Below are 19,649 nucleotides of genomic sequence, written 5' to 3'. Positions count from 1 at the left end.
GCAGTGCGGTGACGGCGGCCATGGTGCGCAATGCCGCCGCCTCGTCGTCGGGGAACACCCCGAAGCCTGCGACTCACCCGACAGCCGTGGTCGAGCAAGCCCGCGGCGCTCCAGGATGCGCCGCAAGGTTTTTGGCCAGTCCTCTCGCAAGTCGATGCCGACCGTTCGCGGCGCCGCGGCACGAGCAGCATCCACACTGGAGGCCAGATCCCAGCCGTCCCTGTCGCTGCGGGTCATCGCCTTAATCCAGCTCCGCGCTGAGGTAGAGCACCTCGCCGAAGGGGGCGTCGTCGGCGTCGATCGGCGGCAGTCCGTGCTCGGCCAGCAGGTCGGTGGCGCTGGTGCTGACGGTCTTCCAGCCCAGATCGGCCAGGTACGTGCCGGCGTCGGTGCGGTCGTCGAAATACACCAGGGCGGCCATGTCGAGCTCGAAGCCGTGGCTGCGCCACCTGTCGGACTGGCGCTGCATGCGCCGCCGCAATTCGTGTTCGCTGAGCTTGTTGACGTCGAGCAGGCCTTCGGTGGCGAAGCGGCTGCCCGGCGTGCTCAGCGCCGTGATCCGGTCGAGCAGCCGATTCTGGGCTTCGGCGGTCAGATAGCCCAGCAGGCCCTCGGCAATCCAGGCGGTCGGCCGGCCCGGGTCGAAGCCGGCGTCCGCAAGCGCCGTCGGCCAGTCGCCGCGCAAATCGATCGCCACCGCGCGCCGGTCCGCCGTCGGCTGCGCACCCAACTGGGCCAGCGTCGCCGTCTTGAAGGCGATTACCTGCGGCTGGTCGACTTCGAACACCACGGTGCCCGCCGGCCAGGGCAGCCGGTAGGGGCGGGAATCCAAGCCGGACGCCAAAATCACCGCCTGGCGGATATCGGCCGCGGTGGCGTCGAGAAAGAAGTTGTCGAAGTACTCGGTGCGGATGGCCATCGCGTCGGCGAATCGGCGCAGCCCCTTGGCTGCATCGTCATCGAGATCGTGCGGACTTAGCTCGCCGCTGGCCATGCGCGTGAAGAAATCAACGCCCACTGCGCGCACCAGCGGCTCGGCGAACTGGTCGTTGATCAGTGGGTCAGGGCCTCGGGTGGCCACCGCCCGCGCTGCGGCCACCATTGTTGCCGTCACCCCGACACTGGATGCCAAATCCCAGGTGTCGCCTTCGAAGCGTGCGCTACCCGTGCGCGTCATCGACCGTCCCTTCGCCGCACCGATCCCTACCGGCCTTGATACTTAGTCAAGTTAATGACCTACCAGAAACTGTACGCCTGGTTGCCAGCAATCACTGCGCGCGCTGTTACTCTCGTAGACTGTTTGGCGCGCGACTCCGCACGTCGGGATCGGCGGGTGCTCGGCGCGTGACGCAGGTTTAGCAGAGCTGGTCAACAGGCTTCCGGCCAGTCTTGCCGTGTTAGCCCGGCTGCGCAGGAGGAAGAGTGCTTTCGGCTTTCATCTCGTCGCTGCGGACAGTCGACCTCCGACGGAAAATCCTGTTCACGCTGGGCATTGTCATCCTCTACCGGGTGGGCGCCTCGATACCGTCGCCCGGTGTCGACTACCCGAACGTGCAGAAGTGCATCGCGCAGGTCAGCGGTGGCGAAGCGGCGCAGATCTACTCGCTGATCAACCTGTTCTCCGGCGGCGCGCTGTTGCAGCTGACCGTGTTCGCCGTCGGTGTCATGCCCTACATCACCGCCAGCATCATCGTCCAGCTGCTCACCGTGGTCATCCCGCGGTTCGAGGAACTGCGCAAGGAAGGCCAATCCGGCCAGGCCAAGATGACCCAGTACACCCGCTACCTGGCGATCGCGCTGGCCATCCTGCAGGCCACCAGCATCGTGGCGCTGGCGGCCAACGGCGGCCTGCTGCAGGGCTGCAGCCTGGACATCATCGCCGACCAAAGCATCTTCACGCTGGTGGTGATCGTGCTGGTGATGACGGCGGGCGCCGGGCTGGTGATGTGGATGGGCGAGCTGATCACCGAGCGCGGTATCGGTAACGGCATGTCGCTGCTGATCTTCGTCGGCATCGCCGCGCGCATCCCGGTGGAAGGAAAGCAAATCCTGGACAGCCGCGGCGGGGTGGTCTTCGCCTCGGTGTGCGTGGCCGCGCTGATCATCATCGTCGGGGTGGTGTTCGTCGAGCAGGGCCAGCGCCGCATCCCGGTGCAATACGCCAAGCGCATGGTGGGCCGGCGCATGTACGGCGGCACGTCGACGTATCTGCCGCTGAAGGTCAACCAGGCCGGGGTTATCCCGGTCATTTTCGCCTCGTCGCTGATCTATATCCCGCATCTGATCACCCAGTTGGTCCGTAGCGGCACCGGCGGCATGGGTAACACGTGGTGGGACAAATTCGTCGGCAATTACCTGTCGAACCCGGCCGACCCGGTCTACATCGCGATCTATTTCAGCTTGATCATCTTCTTTACCTACTTCTATGTGTCGATCACGTTCAACCCCGACGAACGTGCCGACGAGATGAAGAAGTTCGGCGGCTTTATTCCCGGCATCCGCCCGGGCCGGCCGACCGCCGATTACCTGCGCTTTGTGCTCAGCCGCATCACCCTACCGGGCTCGATTTACCTCGGCGTGATCTCGGTGCTGCCCAACCTGTTCCTGCAGATCGGCAATACCGGGACGGTTCAGAACCTGCCGTTCGGCGGAACCGCGGTTTTGATCATGATCGGTGTCGGTTTGGATACGGTCAAACAGATCGAGAGCCAGCTGATGCAGCGCAACTACGAAGGGTTTCTGAAGTGAGAGTTGTTTTGCTGGGGCCGCCGGGGGCCGGCAAGGGCACGCAGGCTGTCAAGCTGGCCGACAAACTGGGAGTCCCGCACCTCTCCACCGGAGAACTGTTCCGCCGCAATATCGAAAACGGCACCGAATTGGGTGTGGAGGCAAAGCGCTATCTCGACGCCGGCGATCTGGTGCCCTCCGATCTAACCAACAAGCTCGTCGAAGACCGTCTGAGCAAACCTGACGTGGCCGCCGGCTTTATCCTGGACGGCTATCCGCGCTCCCTGGAACAGGCGAAGGCACTGCACGACATGCTGGAACGCCGGGGAGTCAAGCTCGACGCGGTGCTGGAGTTGCGCGTGCCCGACGAGGTGCTGCTCGAGCGGCTCCGGGGGCGGGGTCGCGACGACGACAACGACGAGGTCATTCTCAACCGGATGACGGTCTACCGCGACCAGACCGCGCCGTTGTTGGAGTACTACCAGCACGAACACGAACTGCAAACCGTCGACGCCGTCGGCACTGTCGACGAGGTGTTTGCTCGCGCGTTGCGGGCTTTGGGAAAGTAGCGATGATCGCCCTGGCGGGATTGCGCAGTCGCAAGGTTGTGCCGCAACGCAGCGCCGCTGAACTCGACGCCATGGCAGCGGCCGGCGCGGTGGTGGCTGCGGCGTTGCGCGCGGTCCGGGAGGCCGCGGTTCCCGGGGCGTCGACGTTAAGTCTCGACAGCATCGCCGAAGCGGTGATCCGCGAGGCCGGCGCCAGACCGTCGTTTCTGGGCTACCACGGCTATCCGGCATCGATTTGCGCGTCGGTCAACGACCGCGTGGTGCATGGCATCCCGTCCGCCGCCGAGATCTTGGCGCCCGGTGATCTGGTGTCCGTCGATTGCGGCGCGATCCTCGATGGCTGGCACGGTGACGCCGCGATCACGTTCGGCGTCGGAACACTGGACCCCGCCGATGAAGCGCTGTGCCAGGCGACCAAAGAATCGTTGGAAGCCGGCATCGCGGCAATGACACCCGGCAACCGGTTGACTGATGTATCGCATGCCATCGAGACCGGCACCCACGCGGCCGAGGCCCGCTACGGGCGCACGTTCGGCATCGTCGAGGGATACGGCGGTCATGGCATCGGCCGGCAAATGCACATGGACCCGTTCCTGCCCAACGAGGGACCCCCCGGCCGTGGCCCGCTCCTGGCCCCCGGGTCGGTGCTGGCGATCGAACCGATGCTCACGCTGGGAACCCGGAAAACCCTGGTCCTCGACGATCAATGGACGGTTACTACCGTCGACGGCTCGCGTGCGGCACACTGGGAGCACACCGTGGCGGCGACCGAGGACGGACCGCGCATCTTGACTCTCGGCTAACCGTGGCTGGTGTGCCGGTTCTCGAACCGGACGGGCGCTTCACTCGTGTCACCTCCAGGAGGTGCAAGTGCCTACTGTCGCCAGCCCGGCGGCTCCCGAAGCCGCCTTGATGAAGGCGCTTTACGACGAGCACGCCGCGGCCTTATGGCGATATGCGCTGAGGCTGACCGGTGACCGCGCGCGCGCCGAAGACGTCGTGCAGGAGACGCTGCTGCGAGCCTGGCAGCATCCTGAGGTCGTCGGCGACACCGAGCGTTCGGCGCGGGCCTGGTTGTTCACCGTCGCCCGCAACCTGATCATCGACGAGAGCCGCAGCGCACGGGCTCGCTCCGAGGTCAACTCGCTGGATAAAGCACCCGAGCCGGCGGGCCCGGACGAGGTCAATGCCGCGCTGGACCGGCTGCTGATCGCCGACGCGTTCGCACAGCTTTCCGCCGAACACCGCGCCGTGGTTTGCCGCTCGTACTACCGGGGATGGAGCACCGCGCAAATCGCCGCCGATCTTGGAATCGCTGAAGGCACCGTGAAGTCGCGTCTGCACTACGCCCTGCGGGCCCTGCGGCTCACGTTGCAAGAGATGGGGGTGACCCGATGACGGCGCGACGTGCAATCCGCGCGGAGGTCGGCTCCGAATACTCGATGAAGCCTAAGATGGGGGTTACACGATGAAGACTTTATGGGGCGCTAACCCCCCTGGTGACGGTGCGCAGTTCGGGCGCGACGACCACGAGTATGCGACGTGGGACGCCGCCTATGTGCTGGGTTCCCTGTCGGCCTCGGATCGGCGCGAATTCGAAGCGCACATGGATGTTTGCCCGGCGTGCCGCAGCGCCGTCGCCGAACTCAGCGGCATGCCGGCATTGCTCTCGCAGCTGGACCGTGACGAGCTGGCGGCCATCGACGAGGCCGACCGTACCGGCGGTGCGCCGCCGGTGCCTGCCGAACTGCTGCCGTCACTGCTGGCCAGGGTCGGCTGGCGACGGCGCCGCTCCCGCGTACTGACCTGGGCGGCCGGAGCCGCTGCCGCCGTGGTGCTGGCGATCGGTGTGTTCGTCGGCATCCAAGGCCATTCCTCAACGCCAGCGACCACGCCGCCGCAAGCCAGCGTCTCGTCGCTGCCGATGGCGCAAGTCGGTACCAAAAATTTGGCCTCGACGGTCTCGCTGTCCGCCGAGCAGTGGGGAACCTACATCTCGATGAAATGCGTTTGCCTGGCGCCCATTAACGCCCACCATGACACGCTGGCGATGGTCGTGGTGCGCCGCGACGGCAGCCGCAGCCAGCTGGCAACCTGGGTGGCAGAACCCGGTCACACCGCAACACCGGTGGGCAGCATTGCGACGCCGATGGATCAAATCTCAGCTGTGCAAGTGGTTTTGGCCGACAACGGACACGTACTACTGCAGCGTTCGCTTTAGTGGCCGATCAGCAGCGCGCCATCCAGCTGTGAAATCGACCCTCTGGGTCATAAGCTGAGCGCACTTCGTCCAGGCGAGCCATGTTCGGCTCGGTGATGAATCGAGCCGGGCGCCGACACAGATTCTCGTCGGCGAGCGAGATCCCCGTCGCCAGATGCGACATCGCCGCCATATTCGATGCTGCCCAGTTGCTGTAGCGGTCGTCGTCGGCCGGATCCTGCCAGATGGTGTAGAGGGCCAGGTAGATTTCATCCTCCAAGCCGTAGACCATGCCAGCTCGGGCCGGAGACGTTTTCCAGCCCGTGAAGATGAAATGCGACGGGTGCGGCGGCATCGTTTCGATGATTTTCCGGATGCCCGGCAGGAGCTCTTCGGCGGAAGCCGACGTGAACATATTGTCGGCGATATAGCGGTGCCCCGTCGGATAATTGGTCATCACGGCCCTGTACCAGTTGGCCAGGTTAGTCGGCGCATAGGGCAGGCTGACGATCGCCTTGTCAGCAACGGGGCAAGTCCCCAGCGGGGCAAGGGCTTTGGCCGCCTCGTCCTCTGAGTCGGCGAAAACCGGTGAAGCGATCGCGATGCCGGGCTGGTCGAGGCCGGCTCCGGGGAAGCTGCGTGCGGTCTGGATCTGAAGTTCGACCCGCTCGTCGAGCTCGGAACTGATTGCGCGTCCCCAGGTGAATACCTCGTCGGCGAGCTCGATCGGGTACACGTAGAGGCAGGTTCCCCACACCGGTGGCCGCGGGTGAACCCGCAGTTTGAACGAGGTGACCACGCCGAAAAACCCCGGTCCCGCCCCGCGGGCGGCCCAATACAGGTCAGCATGGTTTTCGGCATCGCAGTAGAGCCGTTCGCCATCGGCGGTGATCACCTCCAGACCCAGCACGCTCTCGCACGCCGGGCCGAGCATCGGGCTGTTCCAGCCGTATCCGCCCTGCAGCAGATAGCCGCCCAGGCAAATGCCCTCGCAATGGCCTGCGGGAAAGAACAACCCTTGGGAGTCCAGTTCGGCCGCGAACACGCTCGCCACCTTGCCCGGGCCGACGTCCGCGGTCATCCGGTCGGTGTCGACGCTGCAGTGGTCCAGGCGACTGACATCGAGCAGCAACCCGCCGTCGCGAAGGTGGCTGGCCGACCAATTGTGCCCGCCCGAGCACACACCGATGTGGTGGCCGTGGGCGCGCGCGTAGCAGATCGCCGCGACGACATGGTCGGTGTTATGCGCTTGTACGATGACGTCAGGAAAGCGTTGGGGGACAATCCCATTCCATACTGTTTCCCGACGAGCCGTTTCGTAGCCTGCGGCACCGCGGAAGAAGGTCTTACCGGCAACGTGAAAGGTCATTGTTTAACATCGGTTTTGGCTTGATGACGTGTTGCTGACAGGTAGTCTGCGATCTGCTGGGCCAGCGGTGTGGCGGCGCGCCGGATGGCGCGCAGTGGGCCGTTGGGCGGAATCCCGTATCCGATCGCGAACATTCCGGCACCGAGGTGCGAGGCGAAGCCGCCGCGCGGGTTGCCGTGTTCGTCGAGAACGCCGAGGTGGCCGACCAAGCCCTCGAGATCCGGCCGAAAGCCGGTGGCGGCGATGATCACCTGCGGCGTTACCGAACTGCCGTCGGCGAGGATCACGCGTTCGGACTCAAGCGCCTGCACGGCGGCGACCACATGCACCCGGCCGGTCCGCACGACGTCGATGAGTTCGTCGGCCAGGGTGGGGATCCGGCCTCGCTGTTCCACCGTGGCCTTTAGCCCGAGCGGTGGCCGCCGGAACCCACACTTCGACAGATCGCCCCATATAAGGTGGTTGACGCGCTCGATCAGCGGGTCGACCTTGTCCGCAGGCACCCGCGCGAACAGCTCGAGTAAGACATCCGCCGGGACCGGACCCAATGCGCGCCGCACCAGGTGCGGTGGAGTGCGCACGGCAAGCCAGATTCTGCGCGCACCGTCGTAGGCGAGCTGGACCGCGATGTCGGCAGCCGAGTTGCCCGCGCCGACCACCAGGACGTCGCGGCCCGCAAAGGGCCACGCGTTGGTGAACTCGCCGGAGTGGATGAGTTCGCCGTTGAACTGACCAAGGCCCGGCCATCGGGGGATGGTGGGGGTGCGGTAGTTGCCGGTAGCCAGGACGATCACCGGGGCAAGGATTTCCCCCGACGATGTGTCGAGTCGCCAGCCCTGTGCACTGCGGTCGATATGGTTGACCTCGCAGCCGAGCCGAAGCGCGATGTTCTGCACGCGCACGTAGCGGTCGAAATAGCGGACCATGTCCTCTTTGGTCGGCCAGCGGCCCGCGGTCACCGGAATCCGTTGTCCGGGAAGGTGGGATAAGAAACCGCTGGTATTGAGGCGAAAGTCGTCGTAGCGCGTGCGCCAGGCGATCGCGGGAGCCAAAGCTCTTTCGAGGACAAGCGTCTTGATCCGGTGCCGGTGCTCGAGCTGACGCGCCACGGCCAGACCAGACGGCCCTGCCCCGATGACAACAACGGTGGTCGTTGAAGACCCGGCGAGGCCGTGGTGGTTACTCATCAATGGCGGCACGACTCCTTACCCACGGCTTTGGCAACTAACACGGCGCGAAGACGCGCGGGGTTCACCGCGAATAGGTCAGCTTTGCCGTGCGGTGAACTGGAAGCGCCCGCGAGTCGTGTAACCGGTATGCCAGCGAAGCAACGAGTGGTTGACCACATCGTCGAGCACCTCGCGGCAATCGGGGTTGGCCACATCTTTGGTGTCGACGGGGCCAACATCGAAGATCTCTACGACGCCGCATATTTCCGGTCAGATATCACTGCGGTACTCGCCAAGCACGAGTTTTCCGCTGCCACCATGGCCGACGGGTACAGCCGCTGCGGGCAGAAATTGGGTGTGGTGGCCGCCACGTCGGGCGGGGGAGCGCTGAACCTTGTGCCCGGGTTGGGGGAATCGCTGACCAGTCGGGTACCGGTCCTGGCATTGGTGGGCCAACCGTCGACGACGATGGACGGACGGGGCAGTTTTCAGGACACCAGTGGCCGCAACGGATCGCTCGACGCCGAGGCGTTGTTTTCTGCGGTGTCGGTTTTTTGCCGCCGGGTGGTCAAGCCCGCCGACATCATCGCGGCTCTGCCCGCCGCGGTCGCCGCGGCACAACGGGGCGGACCCGCTGTCTTGTTGTTGCCCAAAAACATTCAACAATCAGACGTTGGCGCAAACGGTTACGGTGAGCAGTGTTTTGAGCCGTCGCGCACCGTCGGTGATCCCCACCCGATCGTCAGCGCCCTGCGCCAGGTGAGCGGGCCGGTCACGATCATCGCCGGCGAGCAAGTGGCTCGCGATGACGCTCGCGCTGAGGTGGAGTGGCTGCGCGCCGTGCTGCGCGCGCGGGTGGCGTGTGTGCCCGACGCGAAAGATGTCGCCGGCACACCGGGATTCGGGTCGTCGTCGGCGCTGGGAGTGACCGGCGTGATGGGCCATCCCGGCGTTGCCGAGGCGCTGGCCAAGAGTGCGTTGTGCTTGGTGGTGGGCACCCGGCTGTCGGTGACCGCACGCACCGGACTCGACGACGCGCTTGCTGCAGTTCGCGTGGTGTCGATCGGGTCGGCGCCGCCGTACGTTCCCTGCACCCACGTGCACACCGACGACCTGCGGGCGTCGCTGCGTATGTTGACAACCGCGCTATCCGGTCGGGGGCGGCCAACGGGTGTGCGGGTGCCCGACGCGGTGGTGCGCACGGAGTTGACGCCTCCGCCATTCGACGGTCCCGGTGTGCGCTACCGCGACGCGATGAGCGCGGTGGACGCCGTGTTGCCCGACGGCGTCGACGTCGTGGTCGACGCGGGCAATACCGGCGCGGCGGCCATCCATCACTTGCCGGTGCGACGCGGGGGCCGGTTCCTGGTCGCCCTCGGCATGGGCGGCATGGGCTACAGCTTCGGCGCCGGTATCGGAATGGCGTTCGCCCGCACCGGCGAGCAGTCTCCGGCCCGACGGGTGGTAGTGATCGCGGGCGACGGTGCGTTCTTCATGCACGGCATGGAGGTGCACACCGCTGTGCACTACCGGTTGCCGATCACGTTCGTGCTGCTCAACAACAACGCCCATGCCATGTGCGTGACCCGCGAGCAGCTCTACTACGGCGATAGGTACAGCTATAACCGCTTTGCGCCCAGCCGGCTGGGTGCTGGGCTGGCAGCGATGTTTCCGGGGCTGCCGTCGGTCGACGTCAGCGACACCGACGGGTTGGCTGCCGCGTTGCGCGCGACGCTAGATGTCGACGGCCCGTCAGTGGTGAGCGTGGAATGCGCAGCCGATGAAATCCCGCCGTTTGCACCATTTCTCAGCGCTTCCTCAGCCAAACACGCTGTAAGTCACGAAAGCTCGACCACAAAGGAGAACCGCGCAGATGTCGCTGCCAGCGCTTGACGATATCCACGCCCACACCGGCACAAGCGAGCCGATCGACGGAGTGGTCCGCATCGAGACCTCGCCACTCGAGCAGACTGCTCCGATCTTCCTGGCGAGAATGCGCTCGGTGTACTCGCACGACGAAATGTTCGGTCAGTACTGCACGGTCAATGACTACGTCGACTGCCCACCGGACGAGCTGTTCGAGTACATGGCCGACACCCGCAGTCTCGAGGAGTGGACCTATACGCTGCGTGGTTTCACTCCGACCGACGAGCCAGGGCTGTGGGTGGCCTACGACCGGTTGCTCCCGGAGACCAAGATCTATACCCGCACGCATGCCAACGCCGAGGCCCGCACCGTCGACTATCACTGTGCGTGGGACCAGGGCAAACACCTGTGGATGATCTATCTGATGCGGGTGCTCGACGCGCAGGTGGTGCTCAACAAGCCGGGTTCCGTTGTGCTGTGGACTAATTGCCGCCATCCGTTCTACAACGACAACCCCTACCCGGAGGCGGCGCCGCCACAGCGTTCCGGCTGGGTGGGAGACTTCTGGGACATTTTCGGTCCCGGTCATGCGTTGGAGCTGAACAACCTCAAGACGATCGCGGAATACCGCCACCGCAACGGCCTGCCGATCACGCCGGCGTGGATGCGATGAGGAGGAGCGCCGCCATGATGTGCGGCGGCGACGATGCAGAGCGAAGCGATGAGGAGGAGCGCCGCCATGACTGAAGTCAGCCTCACCGACGTTTCCACTTACCTGCCGGGCGAGCCGATCAGCGCCGATTACTACGCGCAATTCGCCGGATCAGATGAGTTGCGTGACAACCTGATGTTCCGCGCGCCGAGGTTTCGCCATCACGTCGGACCCGACGAGAGCGCGATCGACATGGTCGAGCATGCCGCGCAAGGACTGATCGAGCGGCATGGCCGCGATGTCATAGAGCATATTGACGTGTTGATCACGCACACCCAGATGCCGGATATGCCTTTCTATGGTGCGGGCGGTGGCATCGCGCACCGCTTAGGCATGCGGCCGTCGTGGGTGCTGGATCTTCACAACGGCGGATGCGCGGCATTTGTGCTCGGGCTCAACGTCGCTCGTAAACTACTGTCGTCCGGCGAGGGGCGCACCGCGCTGATCGCAATTGCGCAAAACGCGGCGGGGCAAGTCTTCGATCAGCCGGGTGTTCGGCGCATGGCGCAGGCTGCGGTCCCCGGCGACGGTGCCGCAGTCGGATTGGTCACGCTGTCGGATCAATCGCCGATCCTTGATGTCGAGTGCCGCACCTACGGCGAATACGCCGGAGACATGACGCTCGCGATCGATCCTCCGCGCAAGTGGTGGCAGCCGGGACGCGGAGAAGGCTGCATCGGGTTCACCGAAACCAAGATCACCAAAGTGCTGGCCCGCGGCAACCGCCAGGTTCCTGAAGTGGCGCTCGCGGTTTGCGATCGAATCGGCTTGGCGTCCAGGGATGTTGACCTGCTCGTCACCAACCAGCCCAACCGGGTATTCCTGCGCAATTGGCGAGAAGCGCTCGAAATACCGCCCGAGCGTCACCGCGATACCTTCGACGAGTGCGGCAACCTGTTCGGTGCCGGTATCCCGATCAACCTCGATCGCGCTATCTCGGACGGTCAGATCAACGCCGGCGACGTGGTGCTGATGGCCGCCTTCGCCCACGCCGGTGACTTCGCCGGAGCGGCCGCAATGCGGTGGGGTGGACGCGGCTAATGACGATTGCCGCGCAGAGGAACTCGATCACCGCCGAGATCCTCGGCGCATTGCCGCAGGCGGTCGATCCGCTGGCGTTGTCGTTGAATGAGAATCCGTTCCCGCCGCTGCGGGCGGTGCGAAAAGCGTTGGTCAAGTCGATCGACGCAGTCAATCGGTACCCGGAGTTCCTGCCCGAGCGGCTGCGCCGCCTGATAGCCGATCACATCGGGGTGCCCGAGGATCAGGTGGTACTTGGTGCCGGTGCAACCGGTGTGGTGATGCAAGTGTTGCAGGCCCTGACCTATTTGGGTGACACCATCGTGATGGCATCACCCACGTTCGACGGGTACCCGATCATCGCACAGATCGCGCGGCTGATCCCGGTGACGGTTCCGCTCGACGAACGCGGTCATCACAATCTCGATGCGCTGGCCGACGCCGCAGCCGCGGCGCGGGTGGTGGTGCTGTGCCGCCCACACAATCCAACTGGCACAATGGAGCCTGCCGTCGAGGTGATGCGGTTTCTGCGGAGGGTGGCGGCGGACACCGTGGTGTTGCTCGACGAAGCGTATATCGAATTCGCCGGGGCGGAGCAGCGGATCAACGCGGCTTCATTGGTCGCCCGCTTTCCCAATGTGGTTGTGGTGCGGACCTTTTCCAAGGCCTACGGGCTGGCCGGGCTGCGGATCGGTTACGGAATCGGTTCGCCGGAACTGACCAGGGCGCTGTGGACCAAGCAGTTGCCCTTCGGCATGGCCAGCACCGCATTGCTCGCGGTCGCGGCCTCCTATGCCGCCGAAACCCAACTGCTCAAGCGGGTCCGGCTGATCACCGCCGAGCGGCGCTATCTGCAGAAGCAACTGCGCGCAATGGGAGTCCGCAGCACCGACGCGCACGCCAATTTCGTCTACCTGCCGTCGAGGGATCGGCCGTGGAGCGACGTGCTGGCGGGCAGTGGTCTGCAGGTCCGGCACTATTCGGACGGCGGCGCGCGGATCACCGTCGGCAGCCGCGCATCCAGCCTCGCGGTCCTCTCGGTGGTGGACAAGGCGCTGGGGTGACGGCCGCTTTTGATGTCGTAGCTGTGGCGCACGACATCGTCGTTTCCCGTCGGCGCCACCACCTGGCACGGCGTTCCTGCGCGCAGCGGCGAACGGGATCCGCCCGGGCGCGTTGGCCCGGAGTGCGGTAAGAAAGGGCGTGGCCGCCAACCAACCGGACAAGCGATCCGACCGCCGCGACCCGATCGCCCAGGCCAGGGCCAACTGGGAGCGCGCCGGATGGGGTGACGTCGCGCTGGGCATGGTCGCCGTGACGTCGGTGATGCGCGCCCACCAGATTCTGCTTGCCCGGGTCGAAAACGCCTTGCGCCCCTACGATCTAAGCTTCTCCCGCTTCGAGCTGCTGCGCCTGCTGGCGTTCAGCCGGACCGGGGCGCTGCCGATCACCAAGGCCTCCGACCGGCTTCAGGTGCACGTCACCAGCGTCACTCACGCGATCCGCCGGCTGGAAGCCGATGGGCTGGTGCAGCGCATACCGCATCCGACCGACGGTCGCACCACGCTGGTGCAGATCACCGCTCTCGGCCGCTCGACGGTCGAAGACGCCACCGTCACACTCAACGAGCAGGTGTTCGCCGACATCGGGATGGCGGACGCCGAAGCGCAGGCATTGGTGTCGTCGATCGAAACGTTGCGGCACAACGCTGGCGACTTCTGAGCGCGAGCAGACGCAGAATCGCCCTAAACGCTGATGAATAGGGCGATTCTGCGTCTGCTCGCGCTACTTAAGGGTCGGGGGCAGCGGAATCGTCGCAGTCACCGCCGTTCCGGCGCCGGGCCGCGACCGGATGTTGAGCCGCCCGCCGACCAGCTCCGCGCGCTCGGCCATCGACAGCACACCGTAGCCGCCCATCTCGTCGCCACCCAGCGGATTCTCGAAAGTGTCGAAACCCACTCCGTCGTCGACGATTTCCAACCGGGCGATGTCGCCGTCGACCCCGAACCGCAGCCGGGTTCTGGTGGCGGCGGCGTGCTTGACGACGTTTTGCAGGCCCTCCTGCGCGATGCGGTACAGCGCAAGCTCGATGTGCTCGGGCAGCCGGGCATCGGACAGGTCGAGCTCGGTGTCCAGCTGCGGCATCGACCGCGCCAGGCTGGCCAGCCCACCCGCCAGACCCAGGTCGTCGAGCACCGGCGGTCGCAGCCCGCTGATCGCGGCGCGCGCTTCCTCCAGCGTCAGCTCAGCGAGTTCGCGCGCCTCGTTGAGGTGCCGGGAGGCTTGGGCCGCGTCGTCGTCGCCGACGGCCCGCGCGGCCGCATCCAACCGGTATGACAGCGTGATCAGCCGCTGCGAGATGCCGTCGTGGATGTCGCCGGCCAGTCGCCTGCGTTCGATTTCCTGCGCCTCGATCACCTGCTCGACGAACAACTCGTGGGCGCGTTCCCGAGCCACCAGCTGGCGGTGCAGCCGCGCCTGATGCAGTGCCCCGGCAATCAACCGGCCGATAACGCGCAACAGTTCGACGTCGTCGGCGGTGAATTCGCGTCGCTGCACGGTGTGCACGTTGAGCACCCCGACCAAGCCGCCGGGGTCGGTCTCCATCGGCACCGACACCATCGACGTGAAATCCCGCCCCCGCAGCGACTGGATCGGCAAGTACCGCGGGTCGGCCTCCTTGTCATGGGTGATCACCACCGGCTCGCGATGGCTGGCCACCCAGCCCGAAATGCCGGAACCCAGCGGCAACCGGATTTTTCCCACCTGCCCGTCGAATGGTGGCGTCGCCCCGGCCAGGGTAAGCGAGCGGTCGGTGTCGTCGAGCACATGCACGAAGCAGACGTCGGTACCGGTGGCCGCGGTGATCATGCGCGCGGCCGCGGCTGCCAGCGGTTCGACACCGGGGCCGCTGGAGGCGGCTTGAATGAGTTCGCGCAACAGCGCCAGTTCACGGTCGGCGCCGACGACGTCGCGCACCGCGTTGGGCCCATGAGTGCTGTCGGTCAATGGTAGATGCCTTCGCGCAGCGCGGTGGCCACCGCTCCCGTGCGGTCGCTGACGCCGAGCTTGCGGTAGATCGAGCGCAGGTGGCTTTTGACGGTTTCCTCACCGATCACCAGCTTGGTGGCGATGCCGCGGTTGGATAACCCGGTCACCATGTAGGACAGGATCTCGCTTTCGCGTTGGGTCAGTCCCTGCCGCGCCCCCGGCCAGAATTCGTCACGCTGCATCCGCGCCGCGGTGTCGACGGCGCGGGCCGCCATTCCCGGGTCGATCACTGTTTCGCCGTGGTGGACCAGTTCCAGCTGGCGCACAAGCTCGTCGCTGCTGATGCTCTTCAACAGATAGCCGCGGGCGCCCACCCGCAACGCCTGGAACAGGTATTGCTCGTCGTCGTAGACCGACAACATGACGACCTTGCGGTCCGGGTCGCGTGCGCGCAGTTCCCGGCACAGATCCAGGCCGCTGGAACCTTGCATGCGGACGTCGCACAGCACGACGTCGGGCTGCAGGTCATCGATTATGCTGACGGCGCGTTCGGCGCCCACCGCGTGCCCGACCACCTGCACCCGGTCCTGGAACGCGGCGAGCATCGCCTTGAGTCCTTCGATGACCATTTCGTGGTCGTCGACGAGCACAAGCCGGACGGGTTCGGTGGCTCGACCAGTGCCTGGTTGGATGCCGGCAGCCGCCATGGCATCACCTTAGAGCTGTGCGCACCGACGCACCGGGAGATCGCCACGCGGAATCCCCCTAATGGGGGACGCCCACCGGGCGACGCCCGGCCACGCTGAGAGTGTGACCATGCCGGCGGGCACCTTTCGGCGGCGGACGTTCTGGTGGGACCGGGCCCGGCCCGTCGACGCCGATATTGCGCCCCTGCGTGCGGTGATCTTCGATGCCGACGACGCGCTCGCCGAGGCGGGGTGCGCCGGCGATCTGGCGCCGCGTGCCGGTCTGATCGACTTGGTCATGAACTTGTTCGTCGCCGGCATCTGGGTCGGTGTGGTCAGCACCCGTGCGCGGGCGTGGGCGGAAACGCTGGTGCGGCAACTCATCGGCGAGGGACTGGTCGAGACCATCGTTACCGCCGACGACGTGGAGCGACCCGACGGCAATATCGACCTGTACCGGCTGGCATTGTGGGAGTTGGGAATAACGCCTCAGGATGCCCTTGCCGTGGCGGGCTCAGCGCATGGAGCACGGGCAGCCACCGCTGCCGGTTTACCAGCATTGCTCGTCGCACCTTGCGCCGCAGCGGAATTCACCGGCGCAGCAGCTGTGCGTTGCGGTTACGACGGTGCGACGCCGCTGCTGGCCGCGGGCTGCCGAGAGCTGCACCGACGATGGTGGATCGCCCGCAGGCGGTCGCGGCTTGTGGCCAGCAGGTGAAGCTCAGGACTGCCGAAGCATCTCGATTACCGCGCTGAAGTCTTTGTCGGCGTGGTCGACCGCGAACTTGGCATAGATGTCGGCGGCATGGCTGCCTAACGGCGCGGCTGCGCCGGTCGAGGCCACCGCCTCCATCGCCAGGCTCAGATCCTTGTTCATCAGCGCGGTGGCGAACCCCGGCGCGAAGTCGTTGTTGGCCGGCGATGTCGCAACCAGGCCCGGCACCGGGCAGTTCGTGTGCACCGCCCAGCAGTTGCCGGTCGCGCCGGTGATCACGTCGAACAGCGACTGCGCCGACAGGCCGAGCTTTTCGGCCAGCACGAAGGCTTCGCCGATGACGATCTGGTGGACGGCCAGCACCATGTTGTTGCACAGCTTCGCGGCCTGACCGGCACCGGCCGCGCCGCAGTGAATGACCTTGGCCGCCATGGGTTCTAGCACCGGCCGCGCCCGCTCCAGCGCCGACTCGTCGCCACCGACCATGAACGCCAGCGTTCCGGCGACGGCGCCGCGCACCCCGCCGGAGACCGGTGCGTCGAGTTGGGCGAAGCCCCGCGATTCCGCCAGTGCGTGCACCTCGCGGGCGTCGTTGACCGAGATGGTCGAGCTGTCGATGAACAGCGCGCCTTGCTGTGCGGCGGGCAGGATCTCGGCGTAGCAGCGCTTGACCACGTCGCCGTTGGGCAGCATGGTGATCACCACGTCGGCGTCGGCGACCGCGTCCGGGCCGCTGTCGAACACCGCGACACCGGTTTTGGTGGCTGCCGCCGCGGCGGTGGGCAATGGGTCGAAGCCACGGACGAAATGGCCGGCGGCCACCAGATTGGCCGACATCGGGCCGCCCATGTGGCCTAGCCCAAGGAAAGCGATCCTGGAAATTTCAGTCATCGCCGTGGCCTTCCTGTGCGGTGGCGTTATGCGGTGGCGCGGGCCCGCGCGGCCTCTGCCCGGCCGATGACCACCCGCATGATTTCGTTGGTTCCTTCCAGGATGCGGTGCACACGCAGGTCGCGGACGATCTTCTCCAGACCGTACTCCCGCAGATAACCGTAGCCGCCGTGCAGCTGCAGCGCCTGGTCGGCCACCTCGAAGCAGGCGTCGGTGACATAGCGTTTTGCCATCGCGCACAGCTCCACCTTGTCGGCGGCGTCGTCGTCCAGCGCGCTTGCCGCCCGCCACAACAACATGCGCGACGTCTCCAGCGCAGTGGCCATGTCCGCCAGGGTGAAGCGGATGGTCGGCTCGTCGAGCAGGGTGCTACCGAAAGCCTGCCGGTGCAGCAGGTACGATGTCGCCTTGTCGAAGGCGGCCCGGGCGCCGCCGAGCGAGCATGCCGCGATGTTGAGACGGCCACCGTTGAGGCCGTTCATCGCGATCGAAAAGCCGGCACCCTCTCCGTCGGCGCCGCCCAGCATCGCATCCGCCGGCACCCGCACCCCGTCCAGCACCACTTGGGCCGTCGGCTGCGCGTGCCAGCCCATCTTCTCTTCCTGGGCACCGAAACTCAGCCCGGCGAGGCCTTTTTCGACGATGAAGGCCGAAATGCCACGGGATCCCTCGCCGCCGGTGCGCGCCATCACTACGTACACGTCCGAGGCGCCGGCCCCGGAAATGAACTGCTTGACCCCGTCGAGGACATAGTCGCCGCCGTCCCTGACGGCCCGGGTGCTCAACGCGCTGGCGTCCGACCCCGCGCCCGGCTCGGTCAAACAGTAGCTGGCGATGGCATCCATCGACGCCAGCCTCGGTAACCACCCCTTGCGCTGTTCTTCGGTGCCGAACGTGTCGATCATCCATGCGCACATGTTGTGGATCGACAAAAACGCGGCCGTGGTGGGATCGCCGGTGGCCAACTCCTCGAAGATTCGAACCCCGTCGAGCCGGCGCAGCCCGCTGCCGCCGACGTCCTCGCGGCAGTAGATGGCCGCCATGCCCAGCCCGGCCGCCTCACGCAGCACGTCGACCGGGAAATGGTTGGTGGCGTCCCACTCCAACGCATATGGCGCCAGGCGTTTCTCGGCGAACGCAGCCGCCGTCTGGGTGATAACCCGCTCGTCGTCGTCGAGACCGAAGAATGGCATCGCGCAGCTATTTCATTGTCGGGATGACGAATTCGGCGCCATCCTTGATGCCCGACGGCCAGCGCGACGTCACCGTCTTGACCTTGGTGTAGAACTGGATCGATGCCGGGCCGTGCTGGTTGAGGTCGCCGAACCCGGAGCGCTTCCAGCCCCCGAACGTGTGGTACGCGACCGGCACCGGGATCGGCACGTTCACACCGACCATCCCGACCTGCACGCGCGAGGTGAAGTCGCGGGCGGTGTCGCCGTCACGGGTGAAGATGGCCACGCCGTTGCCGTATTCGTGCTGAGAAGGAAGCGCTAGTGCTTGTTCGTATGTCGTGGCGCGCACCATGCACAGCACCGGCCCGAAGATCTCGTCGGTGTAGATCGACATGTCGGGGGTGACGTGATCGAACAGCGTCGGCCCGATAAAGAAGCCGCCCTCGAGGTTGGCGTCGCCGAACGCCAAGTCGTCGCTGGCGCGGTCTCGCCCGTCGACGACGATTTCCGCGCCCGCGGCCACGCCTTGGCCGATGTAATCGCGCACCCGTTTGAGCGCAGCCTCGGTGACCAGCGGACCGTAGTCGGCCTTCGGGTCGAGGCTGTGGCCCACCCGCAGGTTGTTGACTCGCTCAACCAGCCTGCCGCGCAACCGTTCTGCGGTCTGCTCGCCGACCGGTACCGCAACGCTGACCGCCATGCAGCGTTCGCCGGCACTGCCATATCCGGCGCCGATCAGCGCGTCCACCGCCTGGTCGAGGTCCGCGTCGGGCATCACGATCATGTGATTCTTGGCGCCGCCGAAGCATTGCGAGCGCTTACCGTGCGCGGCCGCCGTCGCGTAGATGTACTGCGCGATATCGGAACTGCCGACGAAGCCGACAGCCTTGATGTCGGGATGGGCCAGGATGGCGTCGACGGCTTCCTTGTCACCGTGCACCACCTGGAACACACCCGGGGGAAGACCGGCTTCGATGAACAACTCCGCCAGTCGCACCGGGACTGACGGGTCGCGCTCAGAAGGCTTGAGGATAAAGGCATTTCCGCATGCCAGGGCAGGACCGGCCTTCCATAGCGGGATCATCGCCGGGAAGTTGAACGGGGTGATGCCGGCGACCACACCCAGCGGTTGGCGAATCGAATAGACGTCGATGCCCGGCCCGGCGCCCTCGGTGTATTCGCCCTTGAGCAGATGCGGGATTCCGATGCAGAACTCGATCACCTCGATGCCGCGCTGGATGTCACCGCGGGAGTCGGCCAACGTCTTGCCATGCTCGAGCGAGAGCATCTCGGCCAGCTCGTCGGTGTGCTCGTTGACCAGCTCGATGAAGCGCATCATCACCCGCGCCCGCCGCTGCGGGTTCCACGCGGCCCAGCCCTTCTGCGCCTCGACGGCCGATGCCACCGCGGCGTCGACCTCCCTCGTTGTCGCCATGGGAACCAGGGCCTGGACTTGGCCGGTGTTGGGATTGAACACGTCGGCGGTGCGCGGCGAGTCAGCGGCAGTACGCCGACCGTCGATGAAATGCGGAATCCGTGAAGTCATAGATGCCCTCGTC

Annotated in this window: 19 protein-coding genes; 11 read left to right on the top strand and 8 right to left on the bottom strand. The window is 65.9% G+C overall.

Going from position 1 to position 19,649, the window contains the following annotated elements; all coding sequences use genetic code 11:
• Positions 1-241 precede the first annotated feature (241 nt).
• Positions 242-1,177, bottom strand: a complete 936-nt coding sequence (locus MHEC_RS19630) for a class I SAM-dependent methyltransferase (protein ID WP_048890243.1) — start codon at positions 1,175-1,177, stop codon at positions 242-244.
• 245 nt (positions 1,178-1,422) lie between these two features.
• On the opposite strand from MHEC_RS19630, the gene secY reads away from it, so the two are divergent.
• The 5 genes from secY to MHEC_RS19605 all read left to right on the top strand — a co-directional run bounded on the left by secY (position 1,423) and on the right by MHEC_RS19605 (position 5,517).
• Positions 1,423-2,748 carry a preprotein translocase subunit SecY gene (gene secY, locus MHEC_RS19625; protein ID WP_048890242.1) on the top strand — a complete coding sequence of 442 codons (1,326 nt, stop codon included), beginning with the start codon at positions 1,423-1,425 and terminating at the stop codon, positions 2,746-2,748.
• Complete coding sequence (locus tag MHEC_RS19620; RefSeq protein ID WP_048890241.1) at positions 2,745-3,296, top strand: adenylate kinase; 552 nt, start codon at positions 2,745-2,747, stop codon at positions 3,294-3,296. The genes secY and MHEC_RS19620 overlap by 4 nt, the downstream gene beginning before the upstream one ends.
• A 2-nt stretch (positions 3,297-3,298) precedes the next feature.
• Positions 3,299-4,099, top strand: coding sequence for a type I methionyl aminopeptidase (map, locus tag MHEC_RS19615; RefSeq protein WP_048890240.1), 801 nt, complete (start codon positions 3,299-3,301; stop codon positions 4,097-4,099).
• Between the two features lie 67 nt (positions 4,100-4,166).
• Positions 4,167-4,694 (top strand): sigma-70 family RNA polymerase sigma factor, encoded by a 528-nt coding sequence (locus MHEC_RS19610; RefSeq protein WP_264016418.1) that lies wholly within the window; start codon positions 4,167-4,169, stop codon positions 4,692-4,694.
• Positions 4,695-4,764: 70 nt separating this feature from the next.
• A complete protein-coding gene (locus MHEC_RS19605; protein WP_048890238.1) occupies positions 4,765-5,517 on the top strand; it encodes an anti-sigma factor family protein in 753 nt (250 codons plus the stop codon).
• Between the two features lie 7 nt (positions 5,518-5,524).
• On the opposite strand, the gene MHEC_RS19600 is transcribed toward MHEC_RS19605, so the two are convergent.
• Entirely contained in the window at positions 5,525-6,865 is a 1,341-nt protein-coding gene (locus MHEC_RS19600) for an FAD-binding oxidoreductase (RefSeq protein ID WP_048890237.1), read from the bottom strand.
• Positions 6,862-8,052, bottom strand: a complete 1,191-nt coding sequence (locus MHEC_RS19595) for a flavin-containing monooxygenase (protein ID WP_071700267.1) — start codon at positions 8,050-8,052, stop codon at positions 6,862-6,864. The genes MHEC_RS19600 and MHEC_RS19595 overlap by 4 nt, the downstream gene beginning before the upstream one ends.
• Before the next feature lie 129 nt (positions 8,053-8,181).
• Between MHEC_RS19595 and MHEC_RS19590 the strand changes: the two genes are divergently transcribed.
• From MHEC_RS19590 to MHEC_RS19570, 5 genes are all read left to right on the top strand, one after another.
• Positions 8,182-9,927 carry a thiamine pyrophosphate-binding protein gene (locus MHEC_RS19590; protein ID WP_099868719.1) on the top strand — a complete coding sequence of 582 codons (1,746 nt, stop codon included), beginning with the start codon at positions 8,182-8,184 and terminating at the stop codon, positions 9,925-9,927.
• On the top strand, positions 9,908-10,573 hold the full coding sequence (locus tag MHEC_RS19585) for a hypothetical protein (RefSeq protein ID WP_048890235.1): 666 nt from the start codon (positions 9,908-9,910) through the stop codon (positions 10,571-10,573). Before MHEC_RS19590 ends, MHEC_RS19585 begins: the two co-directional genes overlap by 20 nt.
• Positions 10,574-10,639: 66 nt before the next feature.
• The gene (locus MHEC_RS19580; RefSeq protein ID WP_048890234.1) at positions 10,640-11,653 is read left to right on the top strand and encodes a 3-oxoacyl-ACP synthase III family protein; all 1,014 of its coding nucleotides are present in this window, start codon (positions 10,640-10,642) and stop codon (positions 11,651-11,653) included.
• A complete protein-coding gene (locus MHEC_RS19575; protein WP_048890233.1) occupies positions 11,653-12,696 on the top strand; it encodes a pyridoxal phosphate-dependent aminotransferase in 1,044 nt (347 codons plus the stop codon). The genes MHEC_RS19580 and MHEC_RS19575 overlap by 1 nt, the downstream gene beginning before the upstream one ends.
• A 139-nt stretch (positions 12,697-12,835) precedes the next feature.
• Positions 12,836-13,354 carry a MarR family transcriptional regulator gene (locus MHEC_RS19570; protein WP_048890232.1) on the top strand — a complete coding sequence of 173 codons (519 nt, stop codon included), beginning with the start codon at positions 12,836-12,838 and terminating at the stop codon, positions 13,352-13,354.
• A 63-nt stretch (positions 13,355-13,417) separates the two neighbouring features.
• Here the strand turns inward: MHEC_RS19570 and MHEC_RS19565 are convergent, their stop codons facing one another.
• Together MHEC_RS19565 and MHEC_RS19560 are read right to left on the bottom strand one after the other, a co-directional pair.
• The gene (locus MHEC_RS19565; RefSeq protein WP_048890231.1) at positions 13,418-14,641 is read right to left on the bottom strand and encodes a GAF domain-containing sensor histidine kinase; all 1,224 of its coding nucleotides are present in this window, start codon (positions 14,639-14,641) and stop codon (positions 13,418-13,420) included.
• Positions 14,638-15,330, bottom strand: a complete 693-nt coding sequence (locus MHEC_RS19560; RefSeq protein WP_048890230.1) for a response regulator — start codon at positions 15,328-15,330, stop codon at positions 14,638-14,640. Before MHEC_RS19560 ends, MHEC_RS19565 begins: the two co-directional genes overlap by 4 nt.
• Before the next feature lie 109 nt (positions 15,331-15,439).
• Here MHEC_RS19560 and MHEC_RS19555 point away from each other — a divergent pair, with 109 nt between their 5' ends.
• On the top strand, positions 15,440-16,027 hold the full coding sequence (locus MHEC_RS19555) for an HAD hydrolase-like protein (protein ID WP_048890360.1): 588 nt from the start codon (positions 15,440-15,442) through the stop codon (positions 16,025-16,027).
• Between the two features lie 3 nt (positions 16,028-16,030).
• Here MHEC_RS19555 and mmsB read toward each other — a convergent pair whose 3' ends face one another.
• From mmsB to MHEC_RS19540, 3 genes are read right to left on the bottom strand one after another with little or no spacing between them, the layout of a single operon-like run.
• On the bottom strand, positions 16,031-16,906 hold the full coding sequence (gene mmsB / locus MHEC_RS19550; RefSeq protein WP_099868778.1) for a 3-hydroxyisobutyrate dehydrogenase: 876 nt from the start codon (positions 16,904-16,906) through the stop codon (positions 16,031-16,033).
• A 35-nt stretch (positions 16,907-16,941) separates the two neighbouring features.
• Positions 16,942-18,108: an acyl-CoA dehydrogenase family protein gene (locus tag MHEC_RS19545; protein WP_048890228.1), complete on the bottom strand. Its 1,167-nt coding sequence runs from the start codon at positions 18,106-18,108 to the stop codon at positions 16,942-16,944.
• A 7-nt stretch (positions 18,109-18,115) separates the two neighbouring features.
• Positions 18,116-19,636: a CoA-acylating methylmalonate-semialdehyde dehydrogenase gene (locus MHEC_RS19540; RefSeq protein ID WP_048890227.1), complete on the bottom strand. Its 1,521-nt coding sequence runs from the start codon at positions 19,634-19,636 to the stop codon at positions 18,116-18,118.
• Positions 19,637-19,649 lie beyond the last annotated feature (13 nt).

Origin of the sequence: Mycobacterium heckeshornense (assembly GCF_016592155.1) — a bacterium.
Taxonomy (GTDB): domain Bacteria; phylum Actinomycetota; class Actinomycetes; order Mycobacteriales; family Mycobacteriaceae; genus Mycobacterium; species Mycobacterium heckeshornense.
The sequence above is the reverse complement of the archived record's forward strand: the minus strand, read 5'-3'. Positions and strand labels throughout refer to the sequence as shown.